The sequence below is a fragment of the Microbacterium sp. Au-Mic1 genome, assembly GCF_021341785.1.
Taxonomy (GTDB): Bacteria; Actinomycetota; Actinomycetes; order Actinomycetales; family Microbacteriaceae; genus Microbacterium.
In genome coordinates this window covers 100,020-125,084 of the sequence record NZ_JAJTTF010000013.1, presented here as the reverse complement: position 1 = coordinate 125,084, position 25,065 = coordinate 100,020, and the positions used below count along the sequence as shown (strand labels likewise).

At 71.6% G+C, this 25,065-nt stretch carries 23 protein-coding genes; 14 read left to right on the top strand and 9 right to left on the bottom strand.

Annotated elements, in window-relative coordinates; all coding sequences use genetic code 11:
• Positions 1-269: 269 nt before the first annotated feature.
• The 4 genes from LXM50_RS16255 (at position 270) to LXM50_RS16240 (ending at position 4,996) form a co-directional block, all read left to right on the top strand.
• Positions 270-1,742 carry a glycoside hydrolase family 1 protein gene (locus LXM50_RS16255; RefSeq protein WP_233312514.1) on the top strand — a complete coding sequence of 491 codons (1,473 nt, stop codon included), beginning with the start codon at positions 270-272 and terminating at the stop codon, positions 1,740-1,742.
• A gap of 73 nt (positions 1,743-1,815) precedes the next feature.
• The gene (locus LXM50_RS16250; protein WP_233312513.1) at positions 1,816-2,844 is read left to right on the top strand and encodes a LacI family DNA-binding transcriptional regulator; all 1,029 of its coding nucleotides are present in this window, start codon (positions 1,816-1,818) and stop codon (positions 2,842-2,844) included.
• 188 nt (positions 2,845-3,032) lie between these two features.
• Positions 3,033-4,373, top strand: coding sequence for a sensor histidine kinase (locus LXM50_RS16245; protein ID WP_233312512.1), 1,341 nt, complete (start codon positions 3,033-3,035; stop codon positions 4,371-4,373).
• Entirely contained in the window at positions 4,370-4,996 is a 627-nt protein-coding gene (locus tag LXM50_RS16240) for a response regulator transcription factor (protein ID WP_233312511.1), read from the top strand. The genes LXM50_RS16245 and LXM50_RS16240 overlap by 4 nt, the downstream gene beginning before the upstream one ends.
• Positions 4,997-5,090: 94 nt before the next feature.
• Here LXM50_RS16240 and LXM50_RS16235 read toward each other — a convergent pair whose 3' ends face one another.
• Both LXM50_RS16235 and LXM50_RS16230 read right to left on the bottom strand, forming a co-directional pair.
• On the bottom strand, positions 5,091-6,191 hold the full coding sequence (locus tag LXM50_RS16235) for a hypothetical protein (protein ID WP_233312510.1): 1,101 nt from the start codon (positions 6,189-6,191) through the stop codon (positions 5,091-5,093).
• Positions 6,161-7,036, bottom strand: coding sequence for a DUF1266 domain-containing protein (locus LXM50_RS16230; protein WP_233312509.1), 876 nt, complete (start codon positions 7,034-7,036; stop codon positions 6,161-6,163). The genes LXM50_RS16235 and LXM50_RS16230 overlap by 31 nt, the downstream gene beginning before the upstream one ends.
• A gap of 105 nt (positions 7,037-7,141) precedes the next feature.
• Between LXM50_RS16230 and LXM50_RS16225 the strand changes: the two genes are divergently transcribed.
• On the top strand, positions 7,142-7,888 hold the full coding sequence (locus LXM50_RS16225) for a TetR/AcrR family transcriptional regulator (protein WP_233312508.1): 747 nt from the start codon (positions 7,142-7,144) through the stop codon (positions 7,886-7,888).
• A gap of 126 nt (positions 7,889-8,014) precedes the next feature.
• Here the strand turns inward: LXM50_RS16225 and LXM50_RS16220 are convergent, their stop codons facing one another.
• Together LXM50_RS16220 and LXM50_RS16215 are read right to left on the bottom strand one after the other, a co-directional pair.
• A complete protein-coding gene (locus LXM50_RS16220) occupies positions 8,015-9,361 on the bottom strand; it encodes a uracil-xanthine permease family protein (protein ID WP_233312507.1) in 1,347 nt (448 codons plus the stop codon).
• 171 nt (positions 9,362-9,532) lie between these two features.
• On the bottom strand, positions 9,533-10,408 hold the full coding sequence (locus tag LXM50_RS16215) for a phosphoribosylaminoimidazolesuccinocarboxamide synthase (RefSeq protein WP_233312506.1): 876 nt from the start codon (positions 10,406-10,408) through the stop codon (positions 9,533-9,535).
• A 78-nt stretch (positions 10,409-10,486) separates the two neighbouring features.
• Between LXM50_RS16215 and LXM50_RS16210 the strand changes: the two genes are divergently transcribed.
• From LXM50_RS16210 to LXM50_RS16200, 3 genes are all read left to right on the top strand, one after another.
• Positions 10,487-11,110 (top strand): GNAT family N-acetyltransferase, encoded by a 624-nt coding sequence (locus LXM50_RS16210; RefSeq protein ID WP_233312505.1) that lies wholly within the window; start codon positions 10,487-10,489, stop codon positions 11,108-11,110.
• A gap of 124 nt (positions 11,111-11,234) precedes the next feature.
• Entirely contained in the window at positions 11,235-11,843 is a 609-nt protein-coding gene (locus tag LXM50_RS16205) for a PadR family transcriptional regulator (protein ID WP_233312504.1), read from the top strand.
• Positions 11,836-13,323 carry a DHA2 family efflux MFS transporter permease subunit gene (locus tag LXM50_RS16200; protein ID WP_233312503.1) on the top strand — a complete coding sequence of 496 codons (1,488 nt, stop codon included), beginning with the start codon at positions 11,836-11,838 and terminating at the stop codon, positions 13,321-13,323. Before LXM50_RS16205 ends, LXM50_RS16200 begins: the two co-directional genes overlap by 8 nt.
• 176 nt (positions 13,324-13,499) lie before the next feature.
• Here LXM50_RS16200 and purD read toward each other — a convergent pair whose 3' ends face one another.
• Both purD and LXM50_RS16190 read right to left on the bottom strand, forming a co-directional pair.
• The gene (gene purD, locus LXM50_RS16195; RefSeq protein WP_233312502.1) at positions 13,500-14,777 is read right to left on the bottom strand and encodes a phosphoribosylamine--glycine ligase; all 1,278 of its coding nucleotides are present in this window, start codon (positions 14,775-14,777) and stop codon (positions 13,500-13,502) included.
• A 321-nt stretch (positions 14,778-15,098) separates the two neighbouring features.
• Complete coding sequence (locus LXM50_RS16190) at positions 15,099-15,779, bottom strand: CoA pyrophosphatase (RefSeq protein ID WP_233312501.1); 681 nt, start codon at positions 15,777-15,779, stop codon at positions 15,099-15,101.
• Positions 15,780-15,846: 67 nt separating this feature from the next.
• On the opposite strand from LXM50_RS16190, the gene LXM50_RS16185 reads away from it, so the two are divergent.
• Positions 15,847-16,215 (top strand): sterol carrier family protein, encoded by a 369-nt coding sequence (locus LXM50_RS16185; protein ID WP_233312500.1) that lies wholly within the window; start codon positions 15,847-15,849, stop codon positions 16,213-16,215.
• Positions 16,216-16,259: 44 nt separating this feature from the next.
• Positions 16,260-16,577 carry a potassium transporter Trk gene (locus LXM50_RS16180; RefSeq protein WP_233312499.1) on the top strand — a complete coding sequence of 106 codons (318 nt, stop codon included), beginning with the start codon at positions 16,260-16,262 and terminating at the stop codon, positions 16,575-16,577.
• A gap of 266 nt (positions 16,578-16,843) precedes the next feature.
• On the opposite strand, the gene LXM50_RS16175 is transcribed toward LXM50_RS16180, so the two are convergent.
• The 3 genes from LXM50_RS16175 to LXM50_RS16165 form a co-directional block, all read right to left on the bottom strand.
• The gene (locus LXM50_RS16175; RefSeq protein WP_233312498.1) at positions 16,844-17,443 is read right to left on the bottom strand and encodes a zinc-binding alcohol dehydrogenase; all 600 of its coding nucleotides are present in this window, start codon (positions 17,441-17,443) and stop codon (positions 16,844-16,846) included.
• Positions 17,444-17,576: 133 nt separating this feature from the next.
• Positions 17,577-18,827, bottom strand: coding sequence for a serine hydrolase (locus tag LXM50_RS16170; RefSeq protein ID WP_233312497.1), 1,251 nt, complete (start codon positions 18,825-18,827; stop codon positions 17,577-17,579).
• Positions 18,824-20,560: a biotin carboxylase gene (locus LXM50_RS16165; protein WP_233312496.1), complete on the bottom strand. Its 1,737-nt coding sequence runs from the start codon at positions 20,558-20,560 to the stop codon at positions 18,824-18,826. Before LXM50_RS16165 ends, LXM50_RS16170 begins: the two co-directional genes overlap by 4 nt.
• Positions 20,561-20,791: 231 nt before the next feature.
• On the opposite strand from LXM50_RS16165, the gene purM reads away from it, so the two are divergent.
• The 4 genes from purM to LXM50_RS16145 are packed head-to-tail and all read left to right on the top strand — an operon-like array spanning position 20,792 to position 25,028.
• Positions 20,792-21,907, top strand: a complete 1,116-nt coding sequence (gene purM / locus LXM50_RS16160; protein ID WP_308192537.1) for a phosphoribosylformylglycinamidine cyclo-ligase — start codon at positions 20,792-20,794, stop codon at positions 21,905-21,907.
• A 5-nt stretch (positions 21,908-21,912) separates the two neighbouring features.
• Complete coding sequence (gene purF / locus LXM50_RS16155; RefSeq protein ID WP_233312495.1) at positions 21,913-23,388, top strand: amidophosphoribosyltransferase; 1,476 nt, start codon at positions 21,913-21,915, stop codon at positions 23,386-23,388.
• Positions 23,385-24,725: an MFS transporter gene (locus tag LXM50_RS16150; RefSeq protein WP_233312494.1), complete on the top strand. Its 1,341-nt coding sequence runs from the start codon at positions 23,385-23,387 to the stop codon at positions 24,723-24,725. The genes purF and LXM50_RS16150 overlap by 4 nt, the downstream gene beginning before the upstream one ends.
• A 48-nt stretch (positions 24,726-24,773) precedes the next feature.
• Entirely contained in the window at positions 24,774-25,028 is a 255-nt protein-coding gene (locus LXM50_RS16145; RefSeq protein WP_233312493.1) for a hypothetical protein, read from the top strand.
• Positions 25,029-25,065: the final 37 nt, after the last annotated feature.

The window sequence follows — 25,065 nt, the reverse complement described above, 5'->3', positions numbered from 1 at the left end:
GTGCGGTCTCAGGTGCGTGGTGTGCCCGACTCGGCCGAATCGGGGTTGCCGGTCGCCCAACGGGTCACGCGTTCACGCATCGACGGCGTCCCTGCGGATCGACGGGGTCGCCCGCCTGTTGACATCGTGGGAGCGCTCCCATAGCCTGATCCGGATCGCCGGGGACGCGAGCGCACCACGAGCCCCGGCACGAGCATCTCCTCGCCGACCTGACTGCGGCGAGCCACCATCGCGCCGACCCGACGGCGCACCGAGCGAAGGAAGCGCCCTTGAACACGTCCGCCCGCCGATTCCCCGACGGCTTCCTGTTCGGCGCCGCGACGGCCGCCTATCAGATCGAGGGCGCCGCCTTCGAGGACGGCCGCACCGCGTCGATCTGGGACGCCTTCTCCCGTGAGCCGGGCGCGGTGCAGAACGGCGACACCGGCGACGTCGCGTGCGACCATTACCACCGCTACGCCGACGACGTGCGGCTCATGGGCGAGCTGGGTCTGCAGGCCTACCGCTTCTCCACATCGTGGGCGCGCGTGCGCCCGGACGGCGGCGCGGTCAACCCCGCGGGCCTCGCGTTCTACGACCGCCTCGTGGACCAGCTCCTCGACGGCGGGATCGTGCCGTGGCTCACGCTGTACCACTGGGACCTGCCGCAGGCGCTCGAGGAGAAGGGCGGCTGGACCTCGCGCGACACGGCCGAGCGCTTCGTCGAGTACGCGCTCAGCGTGCATGACGCCCTCGGCGACCGCGTGCAGCACTGGACGACGCTGAACGAGCCGTGGTGCTCCTCGTTCCTCTCCTACACGGCGGGGGTGCACGCGCCCGGCCGGATCAGCATCGAGGACGGCATGCTCTCGGCCCACCATCTGCTGCTGGCCCATGGCCGCACCATCCGGGCGCTGCGCGAGCGGGACCCGCAGCTCGACCTCGGCATCACGCTGAACCTCACGGTCGCGGATCCCGCCGATGCGCGCGACCCCGCCGACGTCGACGCCGCCCGCCGCATCGACGGGCAGTTCAACCGGTGGTTCCTGGATCCCGTGCTCCGCGGCGCCTATCCGGCCGACGTCGTCTCCGACATCCGCGAGGTGGATCCGGTCGCGGTGCGCCGTTGGGCCGCCGCGATCCACGACGGCGATCTCGACACGATCGCCGCTCCGCTGGACTGCCTGGGCATCAACTACTACCACGGCGAGCTTCTCTCCGGCACGCCGCAGCAGGGCAGCGACGGCACGCCGCACGACGGCGGCGTCGAGGGCGAGAACGCGCGCCGCACCCGGTCTCCGTTCCCCGCCGCGGACGACGTGCACTGGGTCGAGCGCGGGCTGCCCCGCACGGGCATGGGCTGGGAGGTGCAGCCCGAGGGCCTCACCCGGCTGCTGCGGCGCATCGGCACGGAGTACGCACCGGGCCTGCCGCTCTACGTGACCGAGAACGGCGCGGCCTATGACGACGTGCTCGAGGGCGGGCGGTCCGACCCGTCCACGGGAGCGACGACGGGCGGCGCCGTGCACGACTCCGAGCGCGCGATGTTCCTGCGCGAGCACGTCGCGGCGACCTATGACGCGATCGAGGAGGGCGTCGACGTTCGCGGCTACTTCGCGTGGTCGCTGCTGGACAACTACGAGTGGTCGTTCGGCTACGGCAAGCGCTTCGGGATCGTGCGCGTCGACTACGACACCCAGGAGCGGATCGTGAAGGACTCCGGCCGCGAGTACGCCCGGATCATCGCCGCCCGGGCGGTCTGACGTGGTCGGCGGGTCGGACCTGAGCGTCGCGCGCGGCGGATCGACGCCCGCAGCCGCGCGGACGGAGGATCGGGTGCCGGATCCACCCGCGTCCGGACGCGCCACGATCGAGGAGGTCGCGGCTGCCGCGGGTGTCTCCCGGTCGACGGTGTCGCGGGTCGTGAACGGATCGACCGCGGTGAGCCCGCAGGCGCTCGCGGCTGTGCAGGACGCGATCGCGCGGCTCGGCTACGTGCCGAACCGTGCGGCGCGCTCGCTCGCCCTGCGTCAGACGCACGCGATCGCCCTCGTCGTGCCGGAGGACACCCGGCGCTTCTTCGGAGACCCCTACTTCGGCGCCGTCGTCGCGGGGATCAGCGACCGGATCGCGCGCTCGGACTACATCCTGAACCTGCTGATCGCGAGCGACGACCCCGGGGGCCGGATGACAGGCTTCGTGCGCAACGGCGGCGTGGACGGCGCGATCATCCTGTCGCACCACAACAGCGACGCCTTCGTCGACGGCATCGTCGAGGCCGTGCCGGTCGTGTTCGGCGGACGCCGCACGAACGGCCGCGACGATGACTGGTTCGTGGACGTGGACAACGTGACCGGCGGCCGGCAGGCGGTCGGGCACCTGCTGTCCACGGGGCGCCGCCGGATCGCGACCGTGAGCGGGCCGCAGTCGATGGCCGGAGCCGTGGACAGGCTCGCCGGCTTCCGCGACCGCCTCGCGGAGGGCGGGCTGGAGCCGTTCGCCGAGATCGCCGGGGACTATTCCGAGGCCAGCGGCGTCCGTGCCGCTCAGGAGCTGCTGAGCCGGGCCGCCGAACCCGGCGGCGAGCTGCCCGACGCGGTCTTCGCGGCCAGCGACCTCATGGCCCGCGGGGTGCTGCGCACGCTCCGCGGTGCGGGGGTGCGGATCCCTGACGACGTCGCGATCGTCGGCTTCGACGACTCGCCCGTGGCGCTGTCGACCGACCCGCCGCTCACCACGGTCCGCCAGCCCATGCACGCCCAGGGCGAAGCGCTCGCGGGCGTGCTCATCGAGCGGCTCACCGGATCCGTCCCGCCGCCCCGCACGACCCTCGGCACCGAACTGGTGGTGCGCGGGTCGGCGTGACGCGGCGGGCCGAACTCGGGTGGGACCCGGCTCAGGAGCCGGAAACGCGGCATGGGATGTGCACACGAGCGATCCGTCCTGAAGACGGTGCGGGATCCGAGGCGGATGTGGCGGCGCCCGTGGTGCGCGGCTGAGCCCTAGCCGATCGGATGATGCGGTTCCGGGCGCGGCGTTCGTAGGCTGAGCGCATGGAACCGCGGACCGAGGCGCAGGACGGGACGTCCCTCGGCGACGGCGTGCGGGGCATCCTCGCCCCGGTGCGGTTCGGGCGTGCGCTGCAGGTCGTGCTCATCGCGCTGATCGTGGTGAGCGCGATCCGCTACCTGCTCCGGCACGGCGAGGGCGAGAACGCCGTGCTGGTGCTGGCCGGTGCCGCGGTGCTCGCCGCGACCGCCGTGCTGCAGGGGCTGGTGCCGCGGCGCGGCGCGTGGCCTGCCGCGTGGGCGCTCGTGGTGTGCGCGCTCTGGGCGGTGCTGACGCTGGTCGCGCCGTCGTTCGGGTGGTGCGCGGTGCCGCTCGCCTTCGCGGTGCTGCAGATCCTGCCGTTCTGGCCGGCGACGGCGGCCATCACGGCGATGACCGCGGTCGTGATCGTCGCCGAGCTGCGTCTGGCCGCACTGTTCGACCCGACACTCGTCGCCGGCCCGATCGGCATCGCGTTCGCCACGATCGTCGCCTACCGCGCCCTCGATCGCGAGGCGCGCGCCCGGCAGCAGCTGCTCGACGAGCTCACCGCGACCCAGGCGGACCTCTCCGCCGCGCAGCACCGCGCGGGCGCGCTCGCCGAACGCGCCCGCCTGTCGCGGGAGATCCACGACTCCGTCGGGCAGGACCTGTCCAGCATCAACCTGCTGCTGCAGGCGGCCGAGCAGGGCTGGGAGCGCCGCCCCGACGCCGCCCGGGAGCAGGTGCGCTCGGCAGCCGGCACGGCGCGGTCCGCGCTCGACGAAGTGCGCCGGGTGGTGCGCGACCTCGCGCCCGGCGAGCTCGAGGGCGCCGCCGGATCCCTCCCCGCCGCCCTCGCCCGCGTTGTCGAGGAGGCATCGGGGCGCGGCGTCGACGTGCAGTTCCGCAGCCATGGCACGGCCACGGAGGTGCCGCTGCCGGTGGCGTCGGCCATCATCCGCACCGTGCGCGGCGCCCTCGCGAACGTCGCCGAGCACGCCCGCGCCACCAGGGCCGTGGTGAGCCTGACCGCGCAGCCGGACGAGCTGCGCCTGGACATCCGTGACGACGGCGTCGGCTTCGACGCGCGGCCCGCCGCGATGTCGGCCCGGGCGGCTCAGCGGCGCGCGGCCGGTCGCGGCCAGGGCATCCCCGGCATGGCGGACCGGGTCGCGCAGCTCGGCGGGGAGCTGCAGGTCGAGAGCACCCCGGGGGAGGGGACCACGCTGTCGCTCGTCTTCCCGCTCGGCGACGACGAGGCCGGGGCGGATCCGGGATCCGCTGCGCGCGACGGGGCCGATCCCGCGACCGGATCCGACACGAGGAACGGATCCGGCGCGGATCCGCAGAAGGAGAACCGATGACCCTGCGGATCGTGCTCGTGGACGACCATCCCGTGGTGCGCGCCGGCGTGCGCGCCCTGCTCGAGTCGAGGGACGAGCTCGTCGTCGTCGGCGAGGCGTCGAACGCCGCCGACGCCCTGCGCGTGGTCGAAGCCGAGCGGCCCGACGTGGTGCTCATGGACCTCAGCCTGGGCGACGGCGAGGGCGGGATCGCCGCGACCGGCCGGATCCGCGCGTTGCCGGAGCCGCCTGCCGTGCTCGTGCTGACTACCTACGACAGCGAGTCCGACATCCTGCGTGCCCTGGACGCCGGCGCCGCCGGGTACCTGCTGAAGGACTCTCCGCCGGATCAGCTGTTCGCCGGCATTCAGGCGGTCTTCCGGGGCGAGCCGGCGCTCGCGCCCTCGGTCGCCGCGGTGCTCATGCGCCGCGCCGCCTCGCCCGAGCCGCGCATGACCGAGCGCGAGGTCGAGGTGCTCGAACTGCTGGCCGACGGACTCGGCAATCGCGAGCTCGCGAAGGCCCTGTTCGTCTCGGAGGCGACGGTGAAGTCGCACCTCTCGCACATCTACGGCAAGCTCGGCGTCGACACGAGGGCCGGCGCCGTCGCGGCCGCGATCGAGCAGCGCATCATCCGGCGCTGAGCGCAGGCGCCGAAGCGCCCCGCCTCCCTGCCGTGCACAGCGCAGGAGACGGGGCGTCGGTCGCCGATCCCCCCAAGAGATCGGCGCCCTGCGGTCAACCCCCTGATCGCAGGATCGCCCCGCCGAACAGCGCGAACGCCGTGATCCCTGCGGAGAGGATCATCGCCGCCGATACGCCGGCCACGGCCAGCAGGGACACGCCCTGCCCGCCGAGGCGCTGTCCGCCCAGCCCGATCGCCACGCCCTCCGGTCGTACGATCGGGCCGGTGCTCTCGTCGCGGTACGGGCCCGTCCGCGCCGCGAAGCGTCGGTGCAGCTCTTCGGCGAGCTGCACGGTGCCCTGCATCACGTCCGGTCGGTCGAACCGGGTGCTGCCGGGCAGGTACACGTAGGCGCGGTCCTCGACCAGTTCGAGCTCGGCGCCGGCGCCGAGATCCAGGATCCGCGCCATGAGGTCGGGCGTGAAGATGTAGAGGGCGTCGCGCTGATAGCCCTCCGGCACGAGCAGCTGGAAGGTCGACGCGAAGTGGCCCTCCAGGTCCATCCGGGCGCCGCCCAGGCCCAGTGTGGGCACGATGCTGCGGCGCCGGTTGCGCAGCACGATGTGCGGGACCTTCGCGGGCAGCGGGAGCTCGACGAAGGCGAAGGGGCGCTGCACTGTCGCCCCCTCGTCGCGCGTGCCGACCGACCGTGCGATGCCCAGCTCGAACGGGATGCGCTCGTCCTCGGACGCCACGACGCCGCGTTCGACCGAGCGGCGCATGCGCGTGAACGCGGAGCCCGGTCGGCGAGTGCCCTGCAGCAGGTCCGCATACGCCCACCCGTTGGACCACGCGAACATCGCCAGGCGCGCGCGGCGGGACAGGCCCACGGCGTACCAGACGAAGCCCGCCGCGCCCATGACGCCGTAGAACGCGCCGAACACGGCGATCAGCGGCACTCGGGCGAGCATCCCGATCGAGCCCAGCCACCAGAGCGCGGCGATGATCGCCGCCGTGAGCAGCAGCACCCCGGTGAGCACGGCGAAGAACCGCCGATGCAGGGGGATGCCGGCCGCACGCTCATAGGCGAGCAGCGTGCGCATGCCGGGCGGGGTCCGCAGCGCGGAGAGGTCGACCCTGATCGGTTCCGCGGCGCGCGGATCCGTGCCCCTGTGGCCCTCGCTCACCCGACCCGCCAGGGCAGCGACGCCCACGGCCCGTTGCGCTTCGCGGTGGACGCGGCCTTGAACTCGGACCAGCCGTCGCCGAACTTGTCGAAGGTCTTCTCGCCGATCACGCCGTCGCTCCAGTGCATCACGCGGCCCGTGATGTAGCTCAGGCCGAAGTCGGCCCAGGAGGAGAACGCCGGGCGGCCCTCCTCGTTGATGCGGTGGATGATCGCCCGCGCCTCGGGCACGTCGGCGTGGCCCAGGGCGACGCCCCAGGTCGCGAGGGCGACGGCCTGGCCGAGCGCATAGCCGTCGAGCGTGCGGACGTAGACGTCGGGCGTGACGATGTCCTTGCCGACGAGCTTGCGCACCTGCCCCTCGACGCCCTCGATCGCGGCGACGAAGGTGCGGGCGTCGCGCTTGTCGCCGCCGGCCTCGATGATCGCGGCGATCCACTCCTTGCTCTTCGGCACGCGACCGAGGCGTCCCGCGAGCTCCGCGCGGATGGCCAGGCAGGTCACCCACACGTCGCGCCGGCGACGGACCGTGACGAGCCGTTCGATGCCGGCGAGCCATTCCTCGCGCGTCGCGACGCCCCACATCTCGACGAGCCGCTTCTTCTCGCCCTCGCTCAGTGCCGATGCGGTCGGGTCGTTCCACGGGCCGGAGGGCTGATTCACGATCTGCAGGAAGCCCAAGGCGATCTCGTTCGCCTCGCGGTCGTCGGTCGAGAAGGCCTCAGAGGGCTTCACCTTCGCGGCCGGCATGATCCAGACGACGAGGAAGAACAGCACGACGACCCCGACGATCACCCACACCCACCACTGGGCGAAGAGCCAGCCGATGAGGCTGCCGAGGTCGTTCAGATCCACGCGGGCGCTGCCGTGCATGAAGGTGCCTCCGGTATGAGGGGAAACGTAGGTTGAACGAATGTTCAGTGATTAATGTAGCGAAAGGATCCGTCACCCGGAAAACGGATCCGGAAGGCACGGCGCATGGCACGCTCCCCGGAGCAGAACCGCATGGCCCGGGAGCGCTCGCGCGAGAGCCTGCTCGAGGCGGCGATCGACGTCTTCGCCGAGCGGGGGATCGACGGTGCCACGATCGCCGACATCACCGGGCGCGCGGGCGTCGCCCAGGGCCTGGTCAACTACTACTTCGGCGGCAAGGAGCAACTCGTCCAGGCCGTGATCGACCGCTGGTTCGACATGCTGCTCGGCATCGCGCACAGTGGCCCGCCGCCGGCGCAGGGCCGCACCCCCGGGGTCGACGGAGCCGTCGCCCGGCCCGCCGAGGAGCAGGCCCGGCCGCCGTCCGCCGCGTCGCTTCCCCCCGAGGTCCGGCTCGCGGCCATCATCGACACCGCCCTCGGCATGACGGCGGTCGCCCTCCCCCTGCAGCGCGTGGTCGTCGCCCTGCAGCAGCAGCCGACCACGCGGGCGCTGTTCGCCGAGGGGGAGCGCCGGCACATGGCCGGGGTCGTCGCGGCGGAGGATGCGGTCCGATCGATCTTCCGCGAGCGCGGCGACGCGGATCCGGCGCTCGAGGAGATCATGCTGCGCAGCGTGCTCGACGGGATCGTCGGGCAGCGGATCGTCTATGGCGACTCGTATCCGCTCGAGCAGGCGCGCCGCTGGGTGCACCGGCGGTACGGCCTGCCGGAGCCCGATGCACCCCTTCCCGGAATGACGAAGCCCGCGCCGGGCTCGGAATCGGAGCCGCGCGCGCGGGCCTCGCGCTGATCGACTGGCGCCGGCTGGTGCTGGCGTCGCGCCGCTGGACCGCGAAACCGAACCTGCCGCCCGAGACTCACGATATTTTCGTCGGGCTCGGGACGCGGGTTCGGTCTCGCGGCCCTTTCGCGCTGATCAGGCGGGGTCGCCGCCCATCGGGCCGACGGCTTCGAGCGGGCGGGGGTCGTCGGCACCGGACTTGCGCAGTCGCGCGATGGCGTTCCCGCCGTGGTAGATGACGATCGCGGCCACCGTGGCGATGACGATGCCGCCGAGGACGAAGCCCGAGTCCTTGACCGCGATCGAGAAGCCTCCGACCGCGATGACGAGGGCGACTGCGGCGGTGTACTGGTTCACGGGACGGGAGAAGTCGACGCGGTTGTCCACCCAGATCTTGATGCCGATCACGCCGATGAGGCCGTAGAGCCCGGTCGTGATGCCGCCCAGCACGCCCGCCGGCACCGAGTTGATGATCGCGCCGAACTTCGGCGAGAGGCTGAGCAGGATCGCCGCGATGCCGGCGACCCAGTACGCCGCGGTCGAGTACACCCTGGTCGACGCCATGACGCCGATGTTCTCGCCGTAGGTGGTCGTCCCGGATCCGCCGAAGAGGCCGGCGATCGTGGTCGAGACGCCGTCGGCGATGAGCGCCTTGCCGGTCTGCGCGTTGATCTGCGGATCCTCGACCATGGTCGCGACGCCGCGCACGTGACCGACGTTCTCGGCGATGAGCACGAGCACCACGGGGAGGAACATCGCGATGCCGCTCCACACGCTGGGGGTGCCGAAGTCGGGGAAGTGGAAGGTGGGAAGGCCGACCCAGGCGGCGTTGTCGACCGCGGAGAAGTCGAGTTCGCCACGGAAGCCGGCGAAGATGTAGCCCGCGATCACACCGAGGAAGATCGAGATCCGGCCCAGGAAGCCGCGGAACAGCACCGCGAAGACGATGGTGATCGCGAGGGTGAAGGTCGCCGTGACGGGCGCCTTGGCGAAGTTGCCGTAGGCGGCGCCGGCGAGATTGAACCCGATGAGCGCGACGATCGTTCCCGCCAGCACCGGCGGGAGGAACCGGTCCACCCACTTCACGCCGGCGACGTGCACGACGACGCCGATGATCGCGAGCAGCACGCCGACCGCGACGATGCCGGCCAGGGCGGCGCCGATCCCGCTGTCGCCGCCGGTGGCGTGGGCGGCGGTGGCGGCGGTCACCGGGGCGATGAACGCGAACGAGGATCCGAGGTAGCTGGGCAGCTTGTTCCGCGTGATGAGCAGGAACAGGATCGTGCCCACGCCGCTGAACAGGAGGGTCGTCGGCACCGGGAAGCCGGTGAGGATCGGCACCAGGAACGTCGCTCCGAACATCGCCACGACGTGCTGCACGCCGATCGCGATCGTGGCGGGCCAGTTCAGGCGCTCATCGGGGCGGACGACGGCGCCCGGTTCGACGGTGCGTCCGTCGCCGTGGATCTTCCACAGGGCCATGCGGGCTCCTCGGATCGGGGGTGGGGTGGTCGCAGAAAACCCTATCCTGGGCGTTCCCTGAGAGCGAGGCGCCCTCACGTGACCGACCGGGTCGGGCCTGGTCCGCGTTCCGGTGGTACCGCGTCCCCGGATTCTCAGCCCCTTGTCCTGATCTCGGCTGCTGTCCGGCCGTCAGGCTGTCAGCCGCTCCAGCAGCTCGGCGTAGCGCGCGGCGGTCTGCGCGACCACCTCGTCGGGCAGCACGGGCGGGGTGCCCTGCTTGTCCCAGTGCGCGCTCAGCCAGTCGCGCACGATCTGCTTGTCGAAGCTCGCCATCCGCGCGGCGGGGGTGGAACCGGTGCGCCACGACGCGGCGTCCCAGTACCGGGAGGAGTCGCTGGTGAGCACCTCGTCGGCGAGGCGCAGCACGCCGTCCGCGTCGACGCCGAACTCGAACTTCGTGTCGGCGAGGATCAGCCCGCGCTCCTCCGCGATCGCGGCGGCACGGCGGTAGACCGCCAGAGACACGTCCCGCAGCTGGGCCGCGCGCTCGGCGCCGACGAGCTCCGCCGTGCGCTCGAACGTGATGTTCTCGTCGTGCTCGCCCATCGGCGCCTTGTACGCCGGCGTGAACAGCGGCTCGGGCAGCCGGTCGCCGTTCTGCAGGCCCGAGGGCAGCGGGATGCCGCAGACGGTCCCGCTCTGCTGGTACTCCGCCCAGCCGGATCCGGTCAGGTAACCGCGCACCACGCACTCGATCGGCAGCATCTCCAGCGACGTCGCGAGCATCGCGCGGTCGGCGACCTCGGCCGGGATGTCGCCGTCGACCAGGTGGTTCGGAATCGGATCCGGTCCCTCTGCGAGCCGGTCGAACCACCAGCGGCTGAGCGCCGTGAGCAGGGCGCCCTTCTCGGGGATCCCCGGCTCGAGGGCGAAGTCGAAGGCGCTCACGCGGTCGCTCGCGACGACGAGCAGGCGCCGATCGGCCGGATCCTCGGGGGCGTACAGGTCGCGGACCTTGCCCGAGTAGAGGTGACGCCAGCCGGAGAGTTCGAGGGGTGTGCTCACGCGTCCATTATCGCGGGCGTGCCGAGGGCCCTCGCGCACGGCGGGCGCGATGTCCGGGGCCCGGCGTAGCCTGCCCGGGTGAGCGCCGACCTCCCCCACGAGATCCTGACAGACCGCCTCCGGTTGAGCCGGCCGGAGCCGGACGACCTCGATGCGATGTTCGCGATCTACAGCGACCCCCGCGTGTGGACGCACTTCCCGAGTCTGCGGCCGACGGATCCGGAGCGCATCGCCGCGATGCTCGGGCGGTGGGCGGACAGCTGGCGGATCCACGGACTCGGATCCTGGATCGTGCGGCTGCGCGACACCGGCGAGGTGATCGGCAACGGCGGCTGCACGATGCTCCCGGTGCACGAGCCGGGGGTGCATGAGCCGGGGGTGCGGCATCCCGGTGCGGACTCCGGCGACTCCGCCCGCGTGTGGAACCTCGGCTACCGCCTCTCCGCGGACCACCACGGCCATGGCTACGCGACCGAGGTGTCGCGGGCCGCGCTCGTCGCGGCGGCGCAGGTCGCTCCGGAGATCCCGGTGATCGCCTTCCTCGTCGAGCACAACCGTGCCTCAGCCGCGGTGGCGGAGAAGGTCGGGCTGCGTCTGGTGCACCGCGCGCCCGATGCGGGCAACCCGGATCCCGCCGTGATGCGGCTCGTCTACGCGGACCGAGCGCTGACGCCGGCGCAGCAGGAGACGGCGCTGCGGTGAACCCGACAGCGAGCGGGCGCCGTGGAGTCCTGGAGGCGCGAGCCCCGCGGGGCTGGTGGGGATGGTCGAAGTCGCGTATAGTCCAATTCGACTAGTCCACATGGACTAGTCGGGATGGAGTGAAGTGAAGGATCCGGCGCTCACCCCGTTGGGGGTGATGGTGCTCGCACTGCTGAGCGAGGGCGACATGCACCCTTACGAGATGGCGCGGCTGCTGCGCGCCCGCCGCGACGACCGGATCATCCCGATCTCCCACGGCACGCTGTACCACACCGTGTCCCGCCTGCACGGACAGGGACTGCTCGAGGAGGTCGGCGTCGATCGCGACGGCAACCGCCCCGAGCGCACCACCTACGCGGTCACCCCGGCGGGCGCGGATGCGGTGCGCGAGTGGGTGCGCCGCGAGCTCGGCGGCAGCCGGCGGCAGACGCCCTTCCGCGTCGCACTGGCCGAGGCGCACAACCTCGACCGGGACGAGGCGGTCGACCTGCTCACCCAGCGGCTCGCGCTGCTCCGCGAGGAGCTCGAGACGCTGGACGGCGTGCTGGACGGTGCGGAGACCCGCGAGGTCCCCGAGCAGTATCTCCTCGAGCCCTTCCGGCACCGCTTGATGCTGCAGGCGGAGATCGACTGGCTCGGCACGCTGATCCCCCGGATCGCCTCCTCCGACTTCTCCTGGGGGCCCGATCCCGACCACCTTCTTGCCAAACGAAAGGCACACAAGAATGGCTGAAACCATCGGCACGTCGACCGGCGCCTACGCCGCCGGCCACAAGCCGAAGAGCCCGTGGCCCGCCCTCTGGGCGCTGGTCATCGGCTTCTTCATGATCCTCGTGGACACCACGATCGTCTCGGTCGCGAACCCGGCCATCAAGGCCGCCCTCGACCCGTCGACGAACAACCTCGACAACGTCGTGTGGGTGACCAGCGCCTACCTGCTCGCCTACGCCGTGCCCCTGTTGATCACCGGCCGTCTCGGTGACCGGTTCGGTCCGAAGAACATCTACCTGATCGGCCTGACGATCTTCACCCTGGCCTCGCTCGGCTGCGGTCTCTCCAACTCCCTCGGGATGCTGATCGCCTTCCGCGCGGTGCAGGGCCTCGGCGCCGCGCTGATGACACCGCAGACCATGGCGGTCATCACGCGCACCTTCCCGGCCGAGCGCCGCGGTGCCGCGATGGGGCTGTGGGGCGCGACGGCGGGCGTCGCGACGCTCGTGGGCCCGCTCGCCGGCGGCCTGCTGGTGGACGCCTTCGGATGGGAGTGGATCTTCTTCATCAACCTCCCGGTGGGCGTGATCGGCTTCGTGCTGGCCTGGATCCTCGTCCCGCACCTGAAGACGCACGAGCACCGGTTCGACATGGTCGGCGTCGTGCTCAGCGCGCTCGGGCTGTTCCTCATCGTGTTCGGGCTGCAGGAGGGCCAGCACTACGACTGGGCCGGATGGATCTGGGTCATGATCGGGGCCGGCGTCGTCGTGATGGGAGTCTTCATCTGGCAGCAGGCGAAGACCCGCAGCGAGCCGCTGGTGCCGCTCGGCCTGTTCCGCGACCGCAACTTCTCGGTCGCGAACTTCGGGATCGCCGCGGTCGGCTTCACCGTGACGTCGATGTCCCTGCCGATGATGTTCTTCTACCAGCTCGCCCGCGGTCTCACGCCGACCCAGGCGGCGCTGCTGCTGATCCCGATGGCGGTGCTGTCTGGTGTGCTCGCCCCGATCGCGGGTCGCATCCTCGACCGGGTGGATCCGCGGATCCTGCTCGTACCGGGACTCGGGCTCACCACGCTCGCGCTGATCTGGTACGGCCTGCTGATGAACCCGGACACCCCGATCTGGATGTTCCTGCTCCCGTCCGCGCTGATGGGCATCGGCCAGGCGGGGATGTGGGGCCCGCTGGCCACCACCGCGACGCGCAACCTCGCGCCGCGGCAGGCGGGCGCGGGTGCAGGCATCTACAACACGACCCGCACCATCGGATCCGTCCTGGGATCGGCCGCCATCGCCGCGCTCATGCAGGGCCGGCTCGAGGCGAACCTCCCGGGGGCCGCCAGCCACGGCGGCGACTTCGGCACCGGCAAGCTGCCCGAGTTCGTGGTGGCGGGGTTCTCCACGGCCATGGCGCAGTCGATGATCCTGCCCGCCGTCGTGCTGTTCCTCGGCGTGATCGGGATCCTCTTCATGCAGCGTCCGGAGCACCTCGTGAAGCGCTGAGGTCGGTCTCGCCGCGGACTGGCCCACCTGGCGCGGGCTCATCTCGCCGATACCCCCTCTGAGCGCCGATACCCCCTCGCACGGACGTCCGTGCGAGGGGGTATCGGCGCCGCGAGGGGGTATCGACGTTGAGCGTGGGTCGACGTCCGCGGCGGACGGAGTCCGGCCCGCCCCGCCTACTGTGCGACGCGGGCGGCGATGTCGGTGCGGTACTGCGCACCGTCGAGGCGGATCCGGCCGATCGCCTCGTAGGCGCGGGCGCGGGCGTCGGCGAAGTCGGATCCGGTCGCGACCACGTTCAGCACCCGGCCGCCGGTGGCGATGAGGTTGCCGCCCGGTGCGTCGGGGCCCGCGGTCGCGGCGTGCACGATGCCGACGCCCTCGACGGCCGCCGCTTCGGCCAGGCCCTCGATCGGGCGGCCGGTCTGCGGCGCCTCGGGGTAGCCCTCGCTCGCGAGCACGACGGTGATCGCGACGTCGCCGGAGAACTGCGGCTGCGGCTGGTCCTCGAGGGTGCCGGTCGCGGCGGCGAGCAGCAGCTGCGACAGCGGGGTGCGCAGGCGCGGCAGCACGACCTGGGTCTCGGGGTCGCCGAAGCGCGCATTGAACTCGATCACGCGCACGCCGGCGGGGGTGAGGATGAGGCCGGCATAGAGCAGGCCGATGAACGGCGTGCCCTCGGCGTCGAGCTGCTTAACGACGGGGAGGGCGACGGTGCGGGTGACCTCCTCGACGAACGCCGCCTCGCTGCCGAACTGCTCGTCGAGCCAGGGCAGCGGGGAGTAGGCACCCATGCCGCCGGTGTTCGGCCCCTCGTCGCCGTCGAGGGCGCGCTTGAAGTCCTGTGCGGGGCTCAGGGCGCGCACCGTGTCGCCGTCGCTGAGGAAGAACAGCGAGACCTCGGGTCCGGTGAGGAACTCCTCGATGAGCACCGGCCCGTGCGGCAGGTAGTGCTCCGCGTGCGCGAGGGCGGCGGCGCGGTCGGAGGTGACGATCACGCCCTTGCCCGCGGCCAGGCCGTCGGCCTTCACGACGTACGGCGCACCGAAATCGTCGAACGCCGCCTCGACCTGCGCCGTCGTGGCCGCGCGCACGGCGCGACCGGTCGGCACGGAGGCCGCCTCCATGATCCGCTTCGCGAACGCCTTGGACCCCTCCAGCTGTGCCGCGGCGCGACCCGGGCCGAAGACGGGGATCCCGTGCTCGCGGACCACATCGGCGACGCCCGCGACGAGCGGCGCCTCGGGGCCGATGACGACGAGGTCGACGGCGTGCTCGTCGGCGAAGGCGCGCACGGCGGATCCGTCCATCGGATCCACCTCGACCAGGGTCGCGTGCTGCGCGATGCCGGCGTTGCCGGGGGCGCAGAGGATCTCGTGGCCCCTGCGCTCGGCGCGCAGGGCGAGGATGATCGCGTGCTCACGGGCACCGGAACCGAGGACGAGGATCTTCACCCCGCAAGCCTACCGAGCGGGCGCATGCGGATGACGGTCGGCAGCGGATGCCCGGGCGGTGTGACGGACACCAGCTCGGGCGGCGGGGTGGCCGGTCGATACAACGGATGCCAGCTCGGGCGTCGGGTGGTGGGGCGGTGCGACGAACACCGGCTCGGGCGGCGGGTGCCCGGCGGTGCGACGGATGCAGGACCGTGCGACGGATGCAGGGCCGGACCGCCGGAACGGTCCTGCATCCGTCGCGTGATCCTGCAGACGGCGCTGCGGATCCGGGCAGGATCCGCACGGCAGCACGGCAGCACGGCACGATGCGGCCGCGCCTCACAGCGTGATCGGGCGCTCCACGGATCGATCCCACGGGATCGTCCACCCGGCGGCCTCGAACAGGCCGTCCAGCACGCCGGCGGTGAAACCCCACACGATCGTGCCGTCGATGTCGAACGCCGGCCCGCGATAGGTCGCACCAGCACGGCTCAGCGTCGAGGTGAACCGGCTGGCGGGGTCGAGCAGCTGCGCGACCGGGACCCGGAACACCTCCACAGTCTCGGCGTGGTCGACCGCAGCGACGCGCGACGGCACCCGCCACCAGGCGAGCACCGGCGTGACCAGGTGGTTGCTCGCGGCGAGCGGCAGATCCGGCAGCGAGGCGAGCACTTCCACCCCGGACGGATCCAGGCCGGTCTCCTCCTGGGCCTCGCGCAACGCCGTGGCCGCGGCGTCCGCGTCCTCCGGCTCGCTGCGTCCGCCGGGGAACGACACCTGGCCCGGGTGGGAGTTCAGGGTGCGCGCCCTGCGCTGCAGCAGCACGTCCAGGTCGGCGGCGACCGTCGCCTCGTCGGCGCGCGCCGGGATGCTGTCGAGGCGGCCGAACAGCATCAGCACCGCCGCGGGCACGGGCTCGTTGACGATCTGCGGGTACGGCGGCAGCCACGACTCGCCGCGCTGCACGGCGGCGAGGAGCTCGGCGCGCGCGCCGCGCAGGGTCTGTGTGTCCGCGGTCATCGCTCCGAGCCTACGCCCGCCCCACCCGGCAGGCGCGGGAACCCCGCCACCCGCCTACGCTGGATGCATGGCGAGCAGGATCGACACGGCGGCGGGGCGCGCGGCGCTCGACGCAGCCCGTGCCGCGCTCGCCGCCGGGGAGCGGCCCGCGCGTTCCGACTACGCCATGGGCGTGCGCTATCTGCTGCAGCTGCTCGACGAGAAGGCTCCGGGCAACAGCGTGGAGGTGCGGGTCCCGCCGTTCGGCGCCGTGCAGGTGGTGCAGGGGCCGCGGCACACCCGCGGCACCCCGCCGAACGTCGTCGAGCTGGATCCGGCCACGTGGATCGCCGTCGCGACCGGAGCCGAGACCTGGGCCGCCGCCCTCGAGGCGGGCCGCATACACGCCTCCGGCACTCGCGCCGACCTCACCGCGCTGCTGCCGCTGCGGCCCTGATCGCCCTCGGGGACGCGCACAGGTGCGCGTGGGACAATGGATCCATGAGCACGTCGCAGCCGCACCGCACGCCCGAGATCGTCGAGGCACGCGTTCGTCGTGCACCGCGCTGGGGCGTCTTCCTCGGCATCGGCGTAGGGCTGGGCGTGGTTCTCGCGTTCCTGCTGACCGTGTTCGGCAACTTCGACGCCTCGGAGGCCACGCAGGTCGCCTACCCGTTCGGGCAGGTGTTCGGCTTCCTGCTGCTGTGGACGGTGCCGGCCGGCGTCGCCGTGTTCGGCGTCCTCGCGCTGCTGCTCGAGCGAGTGGCCCGCCGCAGCGAGCGCGTGGTGCGCGTCGACCACGAGACCATCGCCGAATAGCACGCGCGGAAGCGCGAGCACCGGGCGCGGCTGGCCCCGTTCGAGCACGTGGGCGCAGGGGGCGGCTGGCCTTGCGCGAGCACCCGCGCGGCCGTTTCGGGGCGTGTTTCCACGTTTTGGGGCGCCTCGCGCCGGGTTTGGCGGTGGTGGCGCGCCCCAAACGGCCAGATCGCGCCCCAAACGGGACCACGCGAGCACCGGAGGCCGAGCAACCTCCCGTCCTGAAGGGGCGGAGCAGCTCCACGCGCCGACCGCGTGAGCGCCGTTCAGGCCACTTCGGCGATGACGGGGCGGATGGCGCTGTCGAAGTCGACCGGGTCGTGCCGGAGGCTGTCGGTCACCGCGATGCTGAACGCCCCGATGCGCCAGATCCCGCGCTGCGCGAGCGGCAGCACGTGCACGTTGAGCTCGAAGGAGTGCGCCCGGCGCCCGGTGTCGCGCTCGAACTCCGCGAGCGCCGCGGCGTAGGCCCGGTACGGGTCACCGGTGCCCGAGACCGACTTCGAATAGCGCTGCTGCGCCTCGTTCGCGTAGCGCACCACCTCTGCGGCGAGCGGTGCGATGGCCGCGCGCAGCCGTTCGGCTCCGACGGCCGGCAGCGCGACGATCGTGTCGAAGCCGTCGATGAGCTCGAGCGGAGCGGCGGAGGGGTGCGTCTCCGGTTCGACCGTCATGTCCCAGTACGCCCGCCATTGACGTTCGAGGGCGTCGTCCGCCCCGGCGTCGTCGAACGCGCGCAGCGGATGATCCCTCAGCGTGGGGAGTTCGGCGGGGGTCCGTATCCCGAGTCGCTGGCGCAGCGCGAGCGCGACGAGCACCGGGATCCCGGCCTCCTCGCGCACCAGCCACTGCGGCTTGTCGACCATGGCCCCATCGTACGGATTCCGGGGGGCTCCGGGCGTGGAGATTCCGGGTTCGAGGAGCGATGTCTGTCGGGTTCGGATCCGAAACGCGACAGACATCGCTCCCCGGCCGAGAGATTCGGCCGGGTCGACTCGGTCAGCGGATCGTGCGGGCGACGGCGTCGAAGGCCTTGATCGTCCACAGCAGCCGCTCCGCGTCCTGCGGGGTGGGCCAGCTGGAGAGCTTGGCGGCAACGACGTTCGCCGGGCGGTTGACGTAGATCATCTGGCCGTGGATGCCGAGTGCGAGGAAGACGTCCGACCCCGGGTACGGGAACCAGAACCCGTTGCGGTACATGCCGCCGGGCATGAGCGTCGGCTCCGCGGCGTTGGCGAAGGCCGCCCGGGAGTCCGGTGCGCCTGTCATCGTCTCGGCGATCCACGACGAGGGGAGCACCTGCTTCCCGTCCATCGCCGCCCCGTCGCGCAGGAACAGCGTGCCGAAGCGCAGCAGATCCCGCAGCGACGCCGAGACGCCGCCGTCGAACATGCCCGCGCCGACCGCGTCCACGCCGACGTTGGCGCCGGACTCCGCCCCCATCGGGCCCCACAGCCGTTCGGACATGAGATCGGCCGCGTGCATCCCCGTCGCGCCCTCGAGCACGAACGCGAGCGCGTCCGTCTCGCAGGACTTGTAGTCGAAACGGCCGCCGTGCGGCCCGTCCGCGCCCAGGGTGGCGAGGAAGTCGCGCAGTGTGCCGGGGGTGTCGGGGTGACGGCGGGGCGCCCAGCCGATGGCCTCCTCGAGCAGGCGGACCTCGGCGTTCTCATCCAGATACGCCTCCGAGAACCGCACACCGGTGCGCATGTCGAGAAGGTCGCGCACGCGTGCGCCGTCGTAGCCGGATCCGATCAGCGCCGGGACGTACGCGGTGACCTGCGCGCCCGCATCCAGCGCGCCGGCGCCCATGAGGGTGCCGGCTACCGCCGTCGTGAGCGACTTGCTCACCGACATCAGCAGGTGCAGCACGCTCGGGGACATCGTGCCGACGTACTGCTCGCCCATGACCGCGCCGTCGCGACAGGCGATCCAGCCGTCCGTGAAGGTCGAAGCCATCACGTCCTCGAACGGCGCCGAGCGCGGCTCCCACGGATGCGGGACGTCGATGTGGCTGAGGTCCGCCGGAACCGAGGGCAGCGCGAGCGTGCGTCCTCGCGAGGAGATCTCGTGCACCGGCAGGAAGTCGGCCATGTGCTGCATCGACCAGCGCAGGTTGGGCTCCTGCTGCCAGGCCTCGAGCGGGGGGATGAACCCGTCGATCGGCCGCGGGCCGTCCGGTGCACCGCCCGTCGCCGGTATCGTGCCGTTCCAGGTGTCCGTCGACGGGGGTGTCACATCACCGCTCATGGTGTCGGTTCGGTTCCGATCTGCTCGCGCTCGTGCTCGTCGATCTCCGCCGCGGGCGGCAGCGGCGTGGCCGCGTACATCGCCCGGATGGACTCGATGAGGTGCTTCGCGCGGATGGACAGGCGCCCCGTGGGCGTCTGCAGCCGGCCCTTGGTGACCAGGATCCCCAGATCCGCGCCCTTCCAACGGTAGTCGCCCGGGCCGTAGATCCGCAGGAAGAACGATTCCGACTCGCTGCCGAGCAGGTGCCAGTCCAGGTCGCCCTGCGAGAACGCGAGGCGGCCGTATGCGTCCAGCACATACCTCCCGGTGGGCGGGGCCACGTCGATGTGCTCCACGGTCGGATCCGTGTGCTTGATGATCATGTGGCTCCACTGGTCGGCGGCGGCGAGCTCCTCCCAGCGGTCGTTGATCTCGTCGACGTCGAGGTCGAACTCCACCCCGGCGTACTCGAGGAGATGGAACACGAACAGCGGCACATCGGCGTAGGCGCCCGCCGTCACGTTCGTGATCGCAGAAGCCCCGGAGATGCGCGGGTTCAGCTCGCCGAGGTACACGTCGCCGGTGTCGGTGTCCAGCAGCACGTCGACCTCGAAGAATCCGCGGTAGCCCTCGGCGCTCAGCGCGTCGCCGAGCTTGCGCACGAGGCTGGTGGCGGTGCGCCGGGTCGCGTCGTCGAGCACATCCGGGAACATCTCGTTGCCGGCCCAGCCGCCGCGATACGGCGTGAGCTCCTTGTGCCCGGTGATCTCGGTCATGAAGGGGCCGACGATCGTGCCGTGCCGGGTGAGCACCGCCTCGACGGCGATCGGGCGGTTGTTGATCCGCTTCATGACCTTGAGCTCGGATCCGATGATCTCCTTCGCGTTCTTGCCGAACGAGGCGGGATCGGTGATGAAGTACGTGGTCTTGCCGGAGTCGCCGTAGGCGGTCTGCACGACGAGATCGGATCCGACTCCCGCCTTCTCGGCCTGCTCCTGCAGGTCCTCGAACGAGCTCACGGTCGTGATGATGTTGGGCACGCTGGGCACGCCCACGGAATCGGCGATCCGGGTGGTCACCATCTTCGAGTCGAGGCGTTCCCGCAGCGACGCCTTGGGCAGGATCAGCTCGTAGCCGAGCTCTTCGCAGATGGCCTCGGTCTCCTCGTCGAAGAACACCAGTGCGATGCGCGGCTTCTCACCGGCCGGAGTGAGCCGGGCGATGTGCGCGCGCACCTCGTGATGGCGCAGCAGCCAGTTGTTGATCTGCTCTCCGCTCTCCCACTCGACGTACGGCTTGTGGATCGGGCTGAACACCCGCGGATGAGCACCCTGCCAGCTGTCGTAGTAGGCGATGTAGGAGAACCCCCGCACCCAGCGGTCCAGCCCCAGCAGGTTGAACGACGAGGCGCCCACGAAGAAGATCGGGGTGCGGTTGGTGCGGAAGTAGTGCCGGATCTCGGACATGTTCCTCAGCCCGTGACGGCGGGCCGGGGCCTGTCCGGCCGCGATCTCGGGATCGAGCGTGGGTGCGGCCACCGGCAGCGGACCCGTGTTCGCCGACGTGGCGGGCATCGGCACCGGCTTGCGTGCGCGCGATCGTGACCCGCTCGTCGTCTTCGCCGCCGGCGTGAGCGGATCCTGGGCGACCGCGTCGCTCGACGCGCGGCGTCGAGGGGTGGGCCTCTTCGCGGCGGGCGTCTCCTCCGCCGGAGCAGGGGCGGATCCCTTGTCCTTCTGCGTGCGTGCCACGATCGTCCTCTCCATTCTCGAGGGCACGGCATCGTCGCCGTGCGATCTCGCTTCCGGTGCGTCCATGCACCTTCAGGGGTCTCTCAGGATCGGGGGAGTCAAGTCTTACCAGGTCCGCCGACGATGCACCAGGACATTTCGGATCCGGGCCGTCCCGGACGTGCGGTCCGGTCCAGATCGCGGCGGTCTCCGCCGGGTCTTCGCACAGCCGCCCGCCGGTAGGATTGACGGGTGTCCTCCCGCACCTATGCTGAGGCCGGCGTCGATACGGCAGCCGGCGATCGCGCCGTCGAACTCATGAAGTCCGCCGTCCGTGCCACGCACGGACCCGAGGTGCTCGGCGGGGTCGGCGGATTCGCCGGTCTCTTCGACGCCTCCGCCCTGCTCGGCTATCGTCGGCCGCTGCTCGCCTCGAGCACCGACGGCGTCGGCACGAAGGTGGCGATCGCGCAGGCCATCGACAAGCACGACACGATCGGGCACGACCTGGTCGGCATGGTCGTCGACGACATCGTCGTGGTCGGAGCCAAGCCGCTGTTCATGACCGACTACATCGCCTGCGGCAAGGTGTTCCCCGAGCGCATCGCCGACATCGTGCGCGGCATCGCCGAGGCCTGCGAGCTCACCGGCACCGCCCTCGTCGGCGGCGAGACGGCCGAGCACCCCGGTCTGCTGGGCGTCGACGACTACGACGTCGCGGGCGCGGCGACCGGGATCGTCGAGGCGGACCGGATCCTCGGGTCCGAGCGCGTGCAGGACGGCGACGTCGTGCTCGCCCTCGCCTCCAGCGGCCTGCACTCCAACGGATACTCCCTCGTGCGGCACATCCTCGCCAAGGCCGGCATCGGCTACGGGGATCGCGCGGCCGACCTGGGCGCGACCTGGGGCGAGGCGCTGCTGACCCCCACCCGCCTGTACACGACCCCGCTGCTCGGGCTGACCGACCGGTTCGAGGGCGCCGTGCACTCGCTCAGCCACGTCACCGGCGGCGGCATCGCCGCGAACCTCGCCCGAGTGCTGCCGCAGGGGTCCTGGGCCGAGGTCGACCGCTCCACGTGGTCGCCGGCTCCGGTGTTCCGCGTGCTGAGCGACCTCGCCGGCACCACGCTGGAGTCCAGCGAGGGCACCTGGAACCTCGGCATCGGCTTCCTCGCGGTCGTCGACGCCTCCTCCGCCACCGCGATCGCCGATGCGCTCACGGCCGGGGGCATCGACACCTGGCAGGTCGGGACGGTGCGGCTCGACTCCGTCGCCGCGCGCCCGGCCGGCGAATTCGAACAGGGCGCCAAGGGCGTCGACGGCGGTGCCGTGCGCCTGGTCGGCGCCTACGCGGACGGAGCGAACTGACACCCATGTGCGGCATCGTCGGAATGGTCGGGCACGCCCCGGTCAACCAGGACATCTACGACGCGCTCCTTCTGCTGCAGCACCGCGGGCAGGACGCGACCGGCATCGCCACGGCCGAGCCCAGCGGCGTCATGCACATGGCCAAGGCGGAGGGCATGGTGCGCGAGGCGTTCCGCACCCGCGACATGCGCTCGCTGCTCGGCAACGTCGGCCTCGGCCATGTCCGCTACGCCACCAAGGGCACCGCGTCGAGCGAGGAGGAGGCCCAGCCGTTCTACGTGAACGCGCCCTACGGCATCGTCCTCATCCACAACGGCAACCTCACGAACACGCGCGAGCTCACCGCCGACATGGCGCACCGCGACCGCCGTCACCTGAACTCCTCGAGCGACACCGAGCTGCTGCTGAACGTGCTCGCGCACGAGCTGCAGACCACGACCTCGACCGTCGATCTCGACTCCGAGCGCATCTTCGAGGCCGTGGCCCGCACGCACAAGCGGATCGAGGGCGCCTACGCCGTCATCGCGATCCTCGCCGGGTACGGACTGCTCGCGTTCCGCGATCCGTTCGGGATCCGGCCGCTGATCCTCGGCAAGCGCGTGCGCCCGTCGGGGGCGTCCGGGATCGATCGGGAGGAGTGGGTCGTCGCGAGCGAGTCGCTCGTGCTCGAGAACGGCGACTACGAGATCGTCCGCGAGGTCGAGCCGGGTGAGGCCGTGTTCATCACCAACGAGGGCGAGCTGTTCACGAAGCAGTGCGCGGCGGATCCGGTCCTCGCGCCCTGCGCCTTCGAGTACGTGTATCTGGCCCGGCCCGACTCGGTCATGAACGGGATCTCCGTGTACGAGTCCCGGCTGCGCATGGGCGATCGCCTCGCCGACACGATCGCGAAGCACGTGCCGCTGGACGAGATCGACGTGGTCATGCCCATCCCCGACTCGTCGCGCCCCGCCGCGATGGAGGTCGCCCGCAAGCTCGGCATCGAGTACCGCGAGGGCTTCTACAAGAACCGCTACGTCGGCCGGACCTTCATCATGCCGGGTCAGGCGGTGCGCAAGAAGAGCGTGCGGCAGAAGCTGAACGCGATGTCGACCGAGTTCAAGGGCAAGAACGTGCTGCTCATCGATGACTCGATCGTGCGTGGCACCACCTCGAAGCAGATCATCCAGATGGCCCGCGACGCCGGGGCGAAGTCGGTGATCTTCGCATCCGCGGCGCCGCCCATCCGGCACCCGCACGTGTACGGCATCAACATGCCGTCCAAGCACGAGCTCATCGCCCACGGCCGCACGATCCCCGAGATCGCGGAGGTGCTCGGTGCGGATCGAATGGTCTTCCAGGAGGTCGAGGACCTCAAGGCCGCGATCATGGAGGGATCCGAGCTCACCGATCTCGATCTGAGCCCCTTCGACGGCCGGTACGTGACCGGAACCGTCACCGAGGAGTACCTGGGCTGGCTCGAGGGGTCGCAGAGCTCGTGACGGCGGGCGGCCCCGAGGTCCGCCCGCTCTGGCGCGGGCGCATCCTGGCGGTGCTCGGCATCGTGCTCGTCGCGTTCTCGCTGCGTTCGGCCGTGGCGTCACTGTCCCCGGTCGTCGACCATGTGGCGCGCGACTTCCCGATGCCGGCGGCCGTCGTCGGCCTGATCGGCACCGCACCGCCGGTGTGCTTCGCGCTGTTCGGGCTGCTCACGCCGCTCATGGAGCGACGGCTCGGCCTCGAGCGGGTCGCGGTGATCGCCCTGGGCGCCGTCACCGTGGGGCTGGTCGCGCGCGGGCTCGCGGTCGACGCGACCACGCTGCTGATCGCCACGGCGCTCGTCTTCGCCGGCGTCGGCATGGCGAACATCCTGATGCCCCCGCTGGTGAAGAAGTACTTCCCCGACCGGCTCGGCCTGATGATGACGCTGTACACGACGGTGATGGCGTTCTCGACGTTCCTGCCCCCGCTGATCGCGGTCCCGGCGGCGGACGTCGCCGGCTGGCGGGTGTCGCTGGCCATGTGGGCCGTGTTCGCGCTCGCCGGGACGATCCCGTGGATCGTGATGCTGCTGCGCGCGCGGACCGAGGCCACGGCCGTCGGTGCCACGGCCCCGCCCGCGGAGACCGAGGACGCGGCCGCGGCAGGAACCGATCGTCTCTCGTTCGAGGACGCCACGGCCCTCTCGACCGGCCCGATCGTCACCGCCCCGTCCAGCTCCCGCGCGTTCTCGCGCCTCGCGCGCATCCCGCTGGCCTGGGTCCTCGCGGGCGTTTTCGGCACCTCCGCGAGCATGGCGTACACGGCGTTCGCGTGGTTGCCGACGATGCTCGTCGAGCACGCCGGGACGACCCCGCAGCAGGCCGGCTTCCTGCTCTCGCTGTTCGCGTTCACCGGACTTCCGGCATCCCTCATCGTGCCCGTGCTGATCGTGCGGTTCCAGGCGACGACCGCGCTCTACGTGATCGGCGCGGTGGGCGCGGTGACGGGTCTGCTCGGGCTCCTGCTGTTCCCCGCCCCGTCGATCGTCTGGCTGTGGGTGCTGTTGTACGGGCTCGCCGGCCTGCTCTTCCCGCTCGCGCTCGTGCTGATCAGCATCCGCGCGCGCGAATCGGAGACCGCGGTCGCGCTGAGCGGGTTCGTGCAGAGCTGCGGCTACGTGCTCGCCGCGGTCTTCCCCTTCCTGCTCGGCGTCGTGCACACCGCGACCGGCGGCTGGCAGGTGCCGCTGATCGTGCTCACCGCGCTGCTCGTGGCGTCGATCCCCGCCGGTGTCTACGCCGGGCGCCCGGTCACCGTCGAAGCCGCGTGGGAGCGCCGCCACGGCCGGCGCTGGTGAGCGCTGACCGTCCGCTGACGCGGTGCGAGACTGCTAGGAGCAGCGAAGATGATGGGCATAGCCATTGCAGCGATATCCCTACTGGTACTCGGCGCCATCGTGGGGCGAGTCGGTCGGAAGCTGGGCACTGCCATTGCGGGTGTGCTCGTGCTGGCCTGGTTCGGCGTGCTGGGCTGGTTCGGACTCACGGGTGAACTCGACGGCCCGGTGGTTCAGGATCTCGCGCTCTACCTCTTGGTCGGCGTCGTCGCTTTTCTCATCGGATCGAATCTCACGAGTCGCTTCTCGCCTGTGACCAATTAGTCGAGACGAAGACGTGGGCCGGCGCTGGCAGCAGCGC

What these genes read in the sequence shown, in the direction of transcription:
- LXM50_RS16245 (WP_233312512.1), top strand. Translation starts at nt 3,033, where the DNA reads ATGGAACCGCGGACCGAGGCGCAGGACGGGACGTCCCTCGGCGACGGC.
- LXM50_RS16240 (WP_233312511.1), top strand. Translation starts at nt 4,370, where the DNA reads ATGACCCTGCGGATCGTGCTCGTGGACGACCATCCCGTGGTGCGCGCC.
- LXM50_RS16230 (WP_233312509.1), bottom strand. Translation starts at nt 7,036, where the DNA reads ATGCACGGCAGCGCCCGCGTGGATCTGAACGACCTCGGCAGCCTCATC.
- LXM50_RS16225 (WP_233312508.1), top strand. Translation starts at nt 7,142, where the DNA reads ATGGCACGCTCCCCGGAGCAGAACCGCATGGCCCGGGAGCGCTCGCGC.
- LXM50_RS16220 (WP_233312507.1), bottom strand. Translation starts at nt 9,361, where the DNA reads ATGGCCCTGTGGAAGATCCACGGCGACGGACGCACCGTCGAACCGGGC.
- LXM50_RS16200 (WP_233312503.1), top strand. Translation starts at nt 11,836, where the DNA reads ATGGCTGAAACCATCGGCACGTCGACCGGCGCCTACGCCGCCGGCCAC.
- LXM50_RS16190 (WP_233312501.1), bottom strand. Translation starts at nt 15,779, where the DNA reads ATGACCGCGGACACACAGACCCTGCGCGGCGCGCGCGCCGAGCTCCTC.
- LXM50_RS16185 (WP_233312500.1), top strand. Translation starts at nt 15,847, where the DNA reads ATGGCGAGCAGGATCGACACGGCGGCGGGGCGCGCGGCGCTCGACGCA.
- LXM50_RS16180 (WP_233312499.1), top strand. Translation starts at nt 16,260, where the DNA reads ATGAGCACGTCGCAGCCGCACCGCACGCCCGAGATCGTCGAGGCACGC.
- LXM50_RS16175 (WP_233312498.1), bottom strand. Translation starts at nt 17,443, where the DNA reads ATGGTCGACAAGCCGCAGTGGCTGGTGCGCGAGGAGGCCGGGATCCCG.
- LXM50_RS16170 (WP_233312497.1), bottom strand. Translation starts at nt 18,827, where the DNA reads ATGAGCGGTGATGTGACACCCCCGTCGACGGACACCTGGAACGGCACG.
- purF (WP_233312495.1), top strand. Translation starts at nt 21,913, where the DNA reads ATGTGCGGCATCGTCGGAATGGTCGGGCACGCCCCGGTCAACCAGGAC.
- LXM50_RS16145 (WP_233312493.1), top strand. Translation starts at nt 24,774, where the DNA reads ATGATGGGCATAGCCATTGCAGCGATATCCCTACTGGTACTCGGCGCC.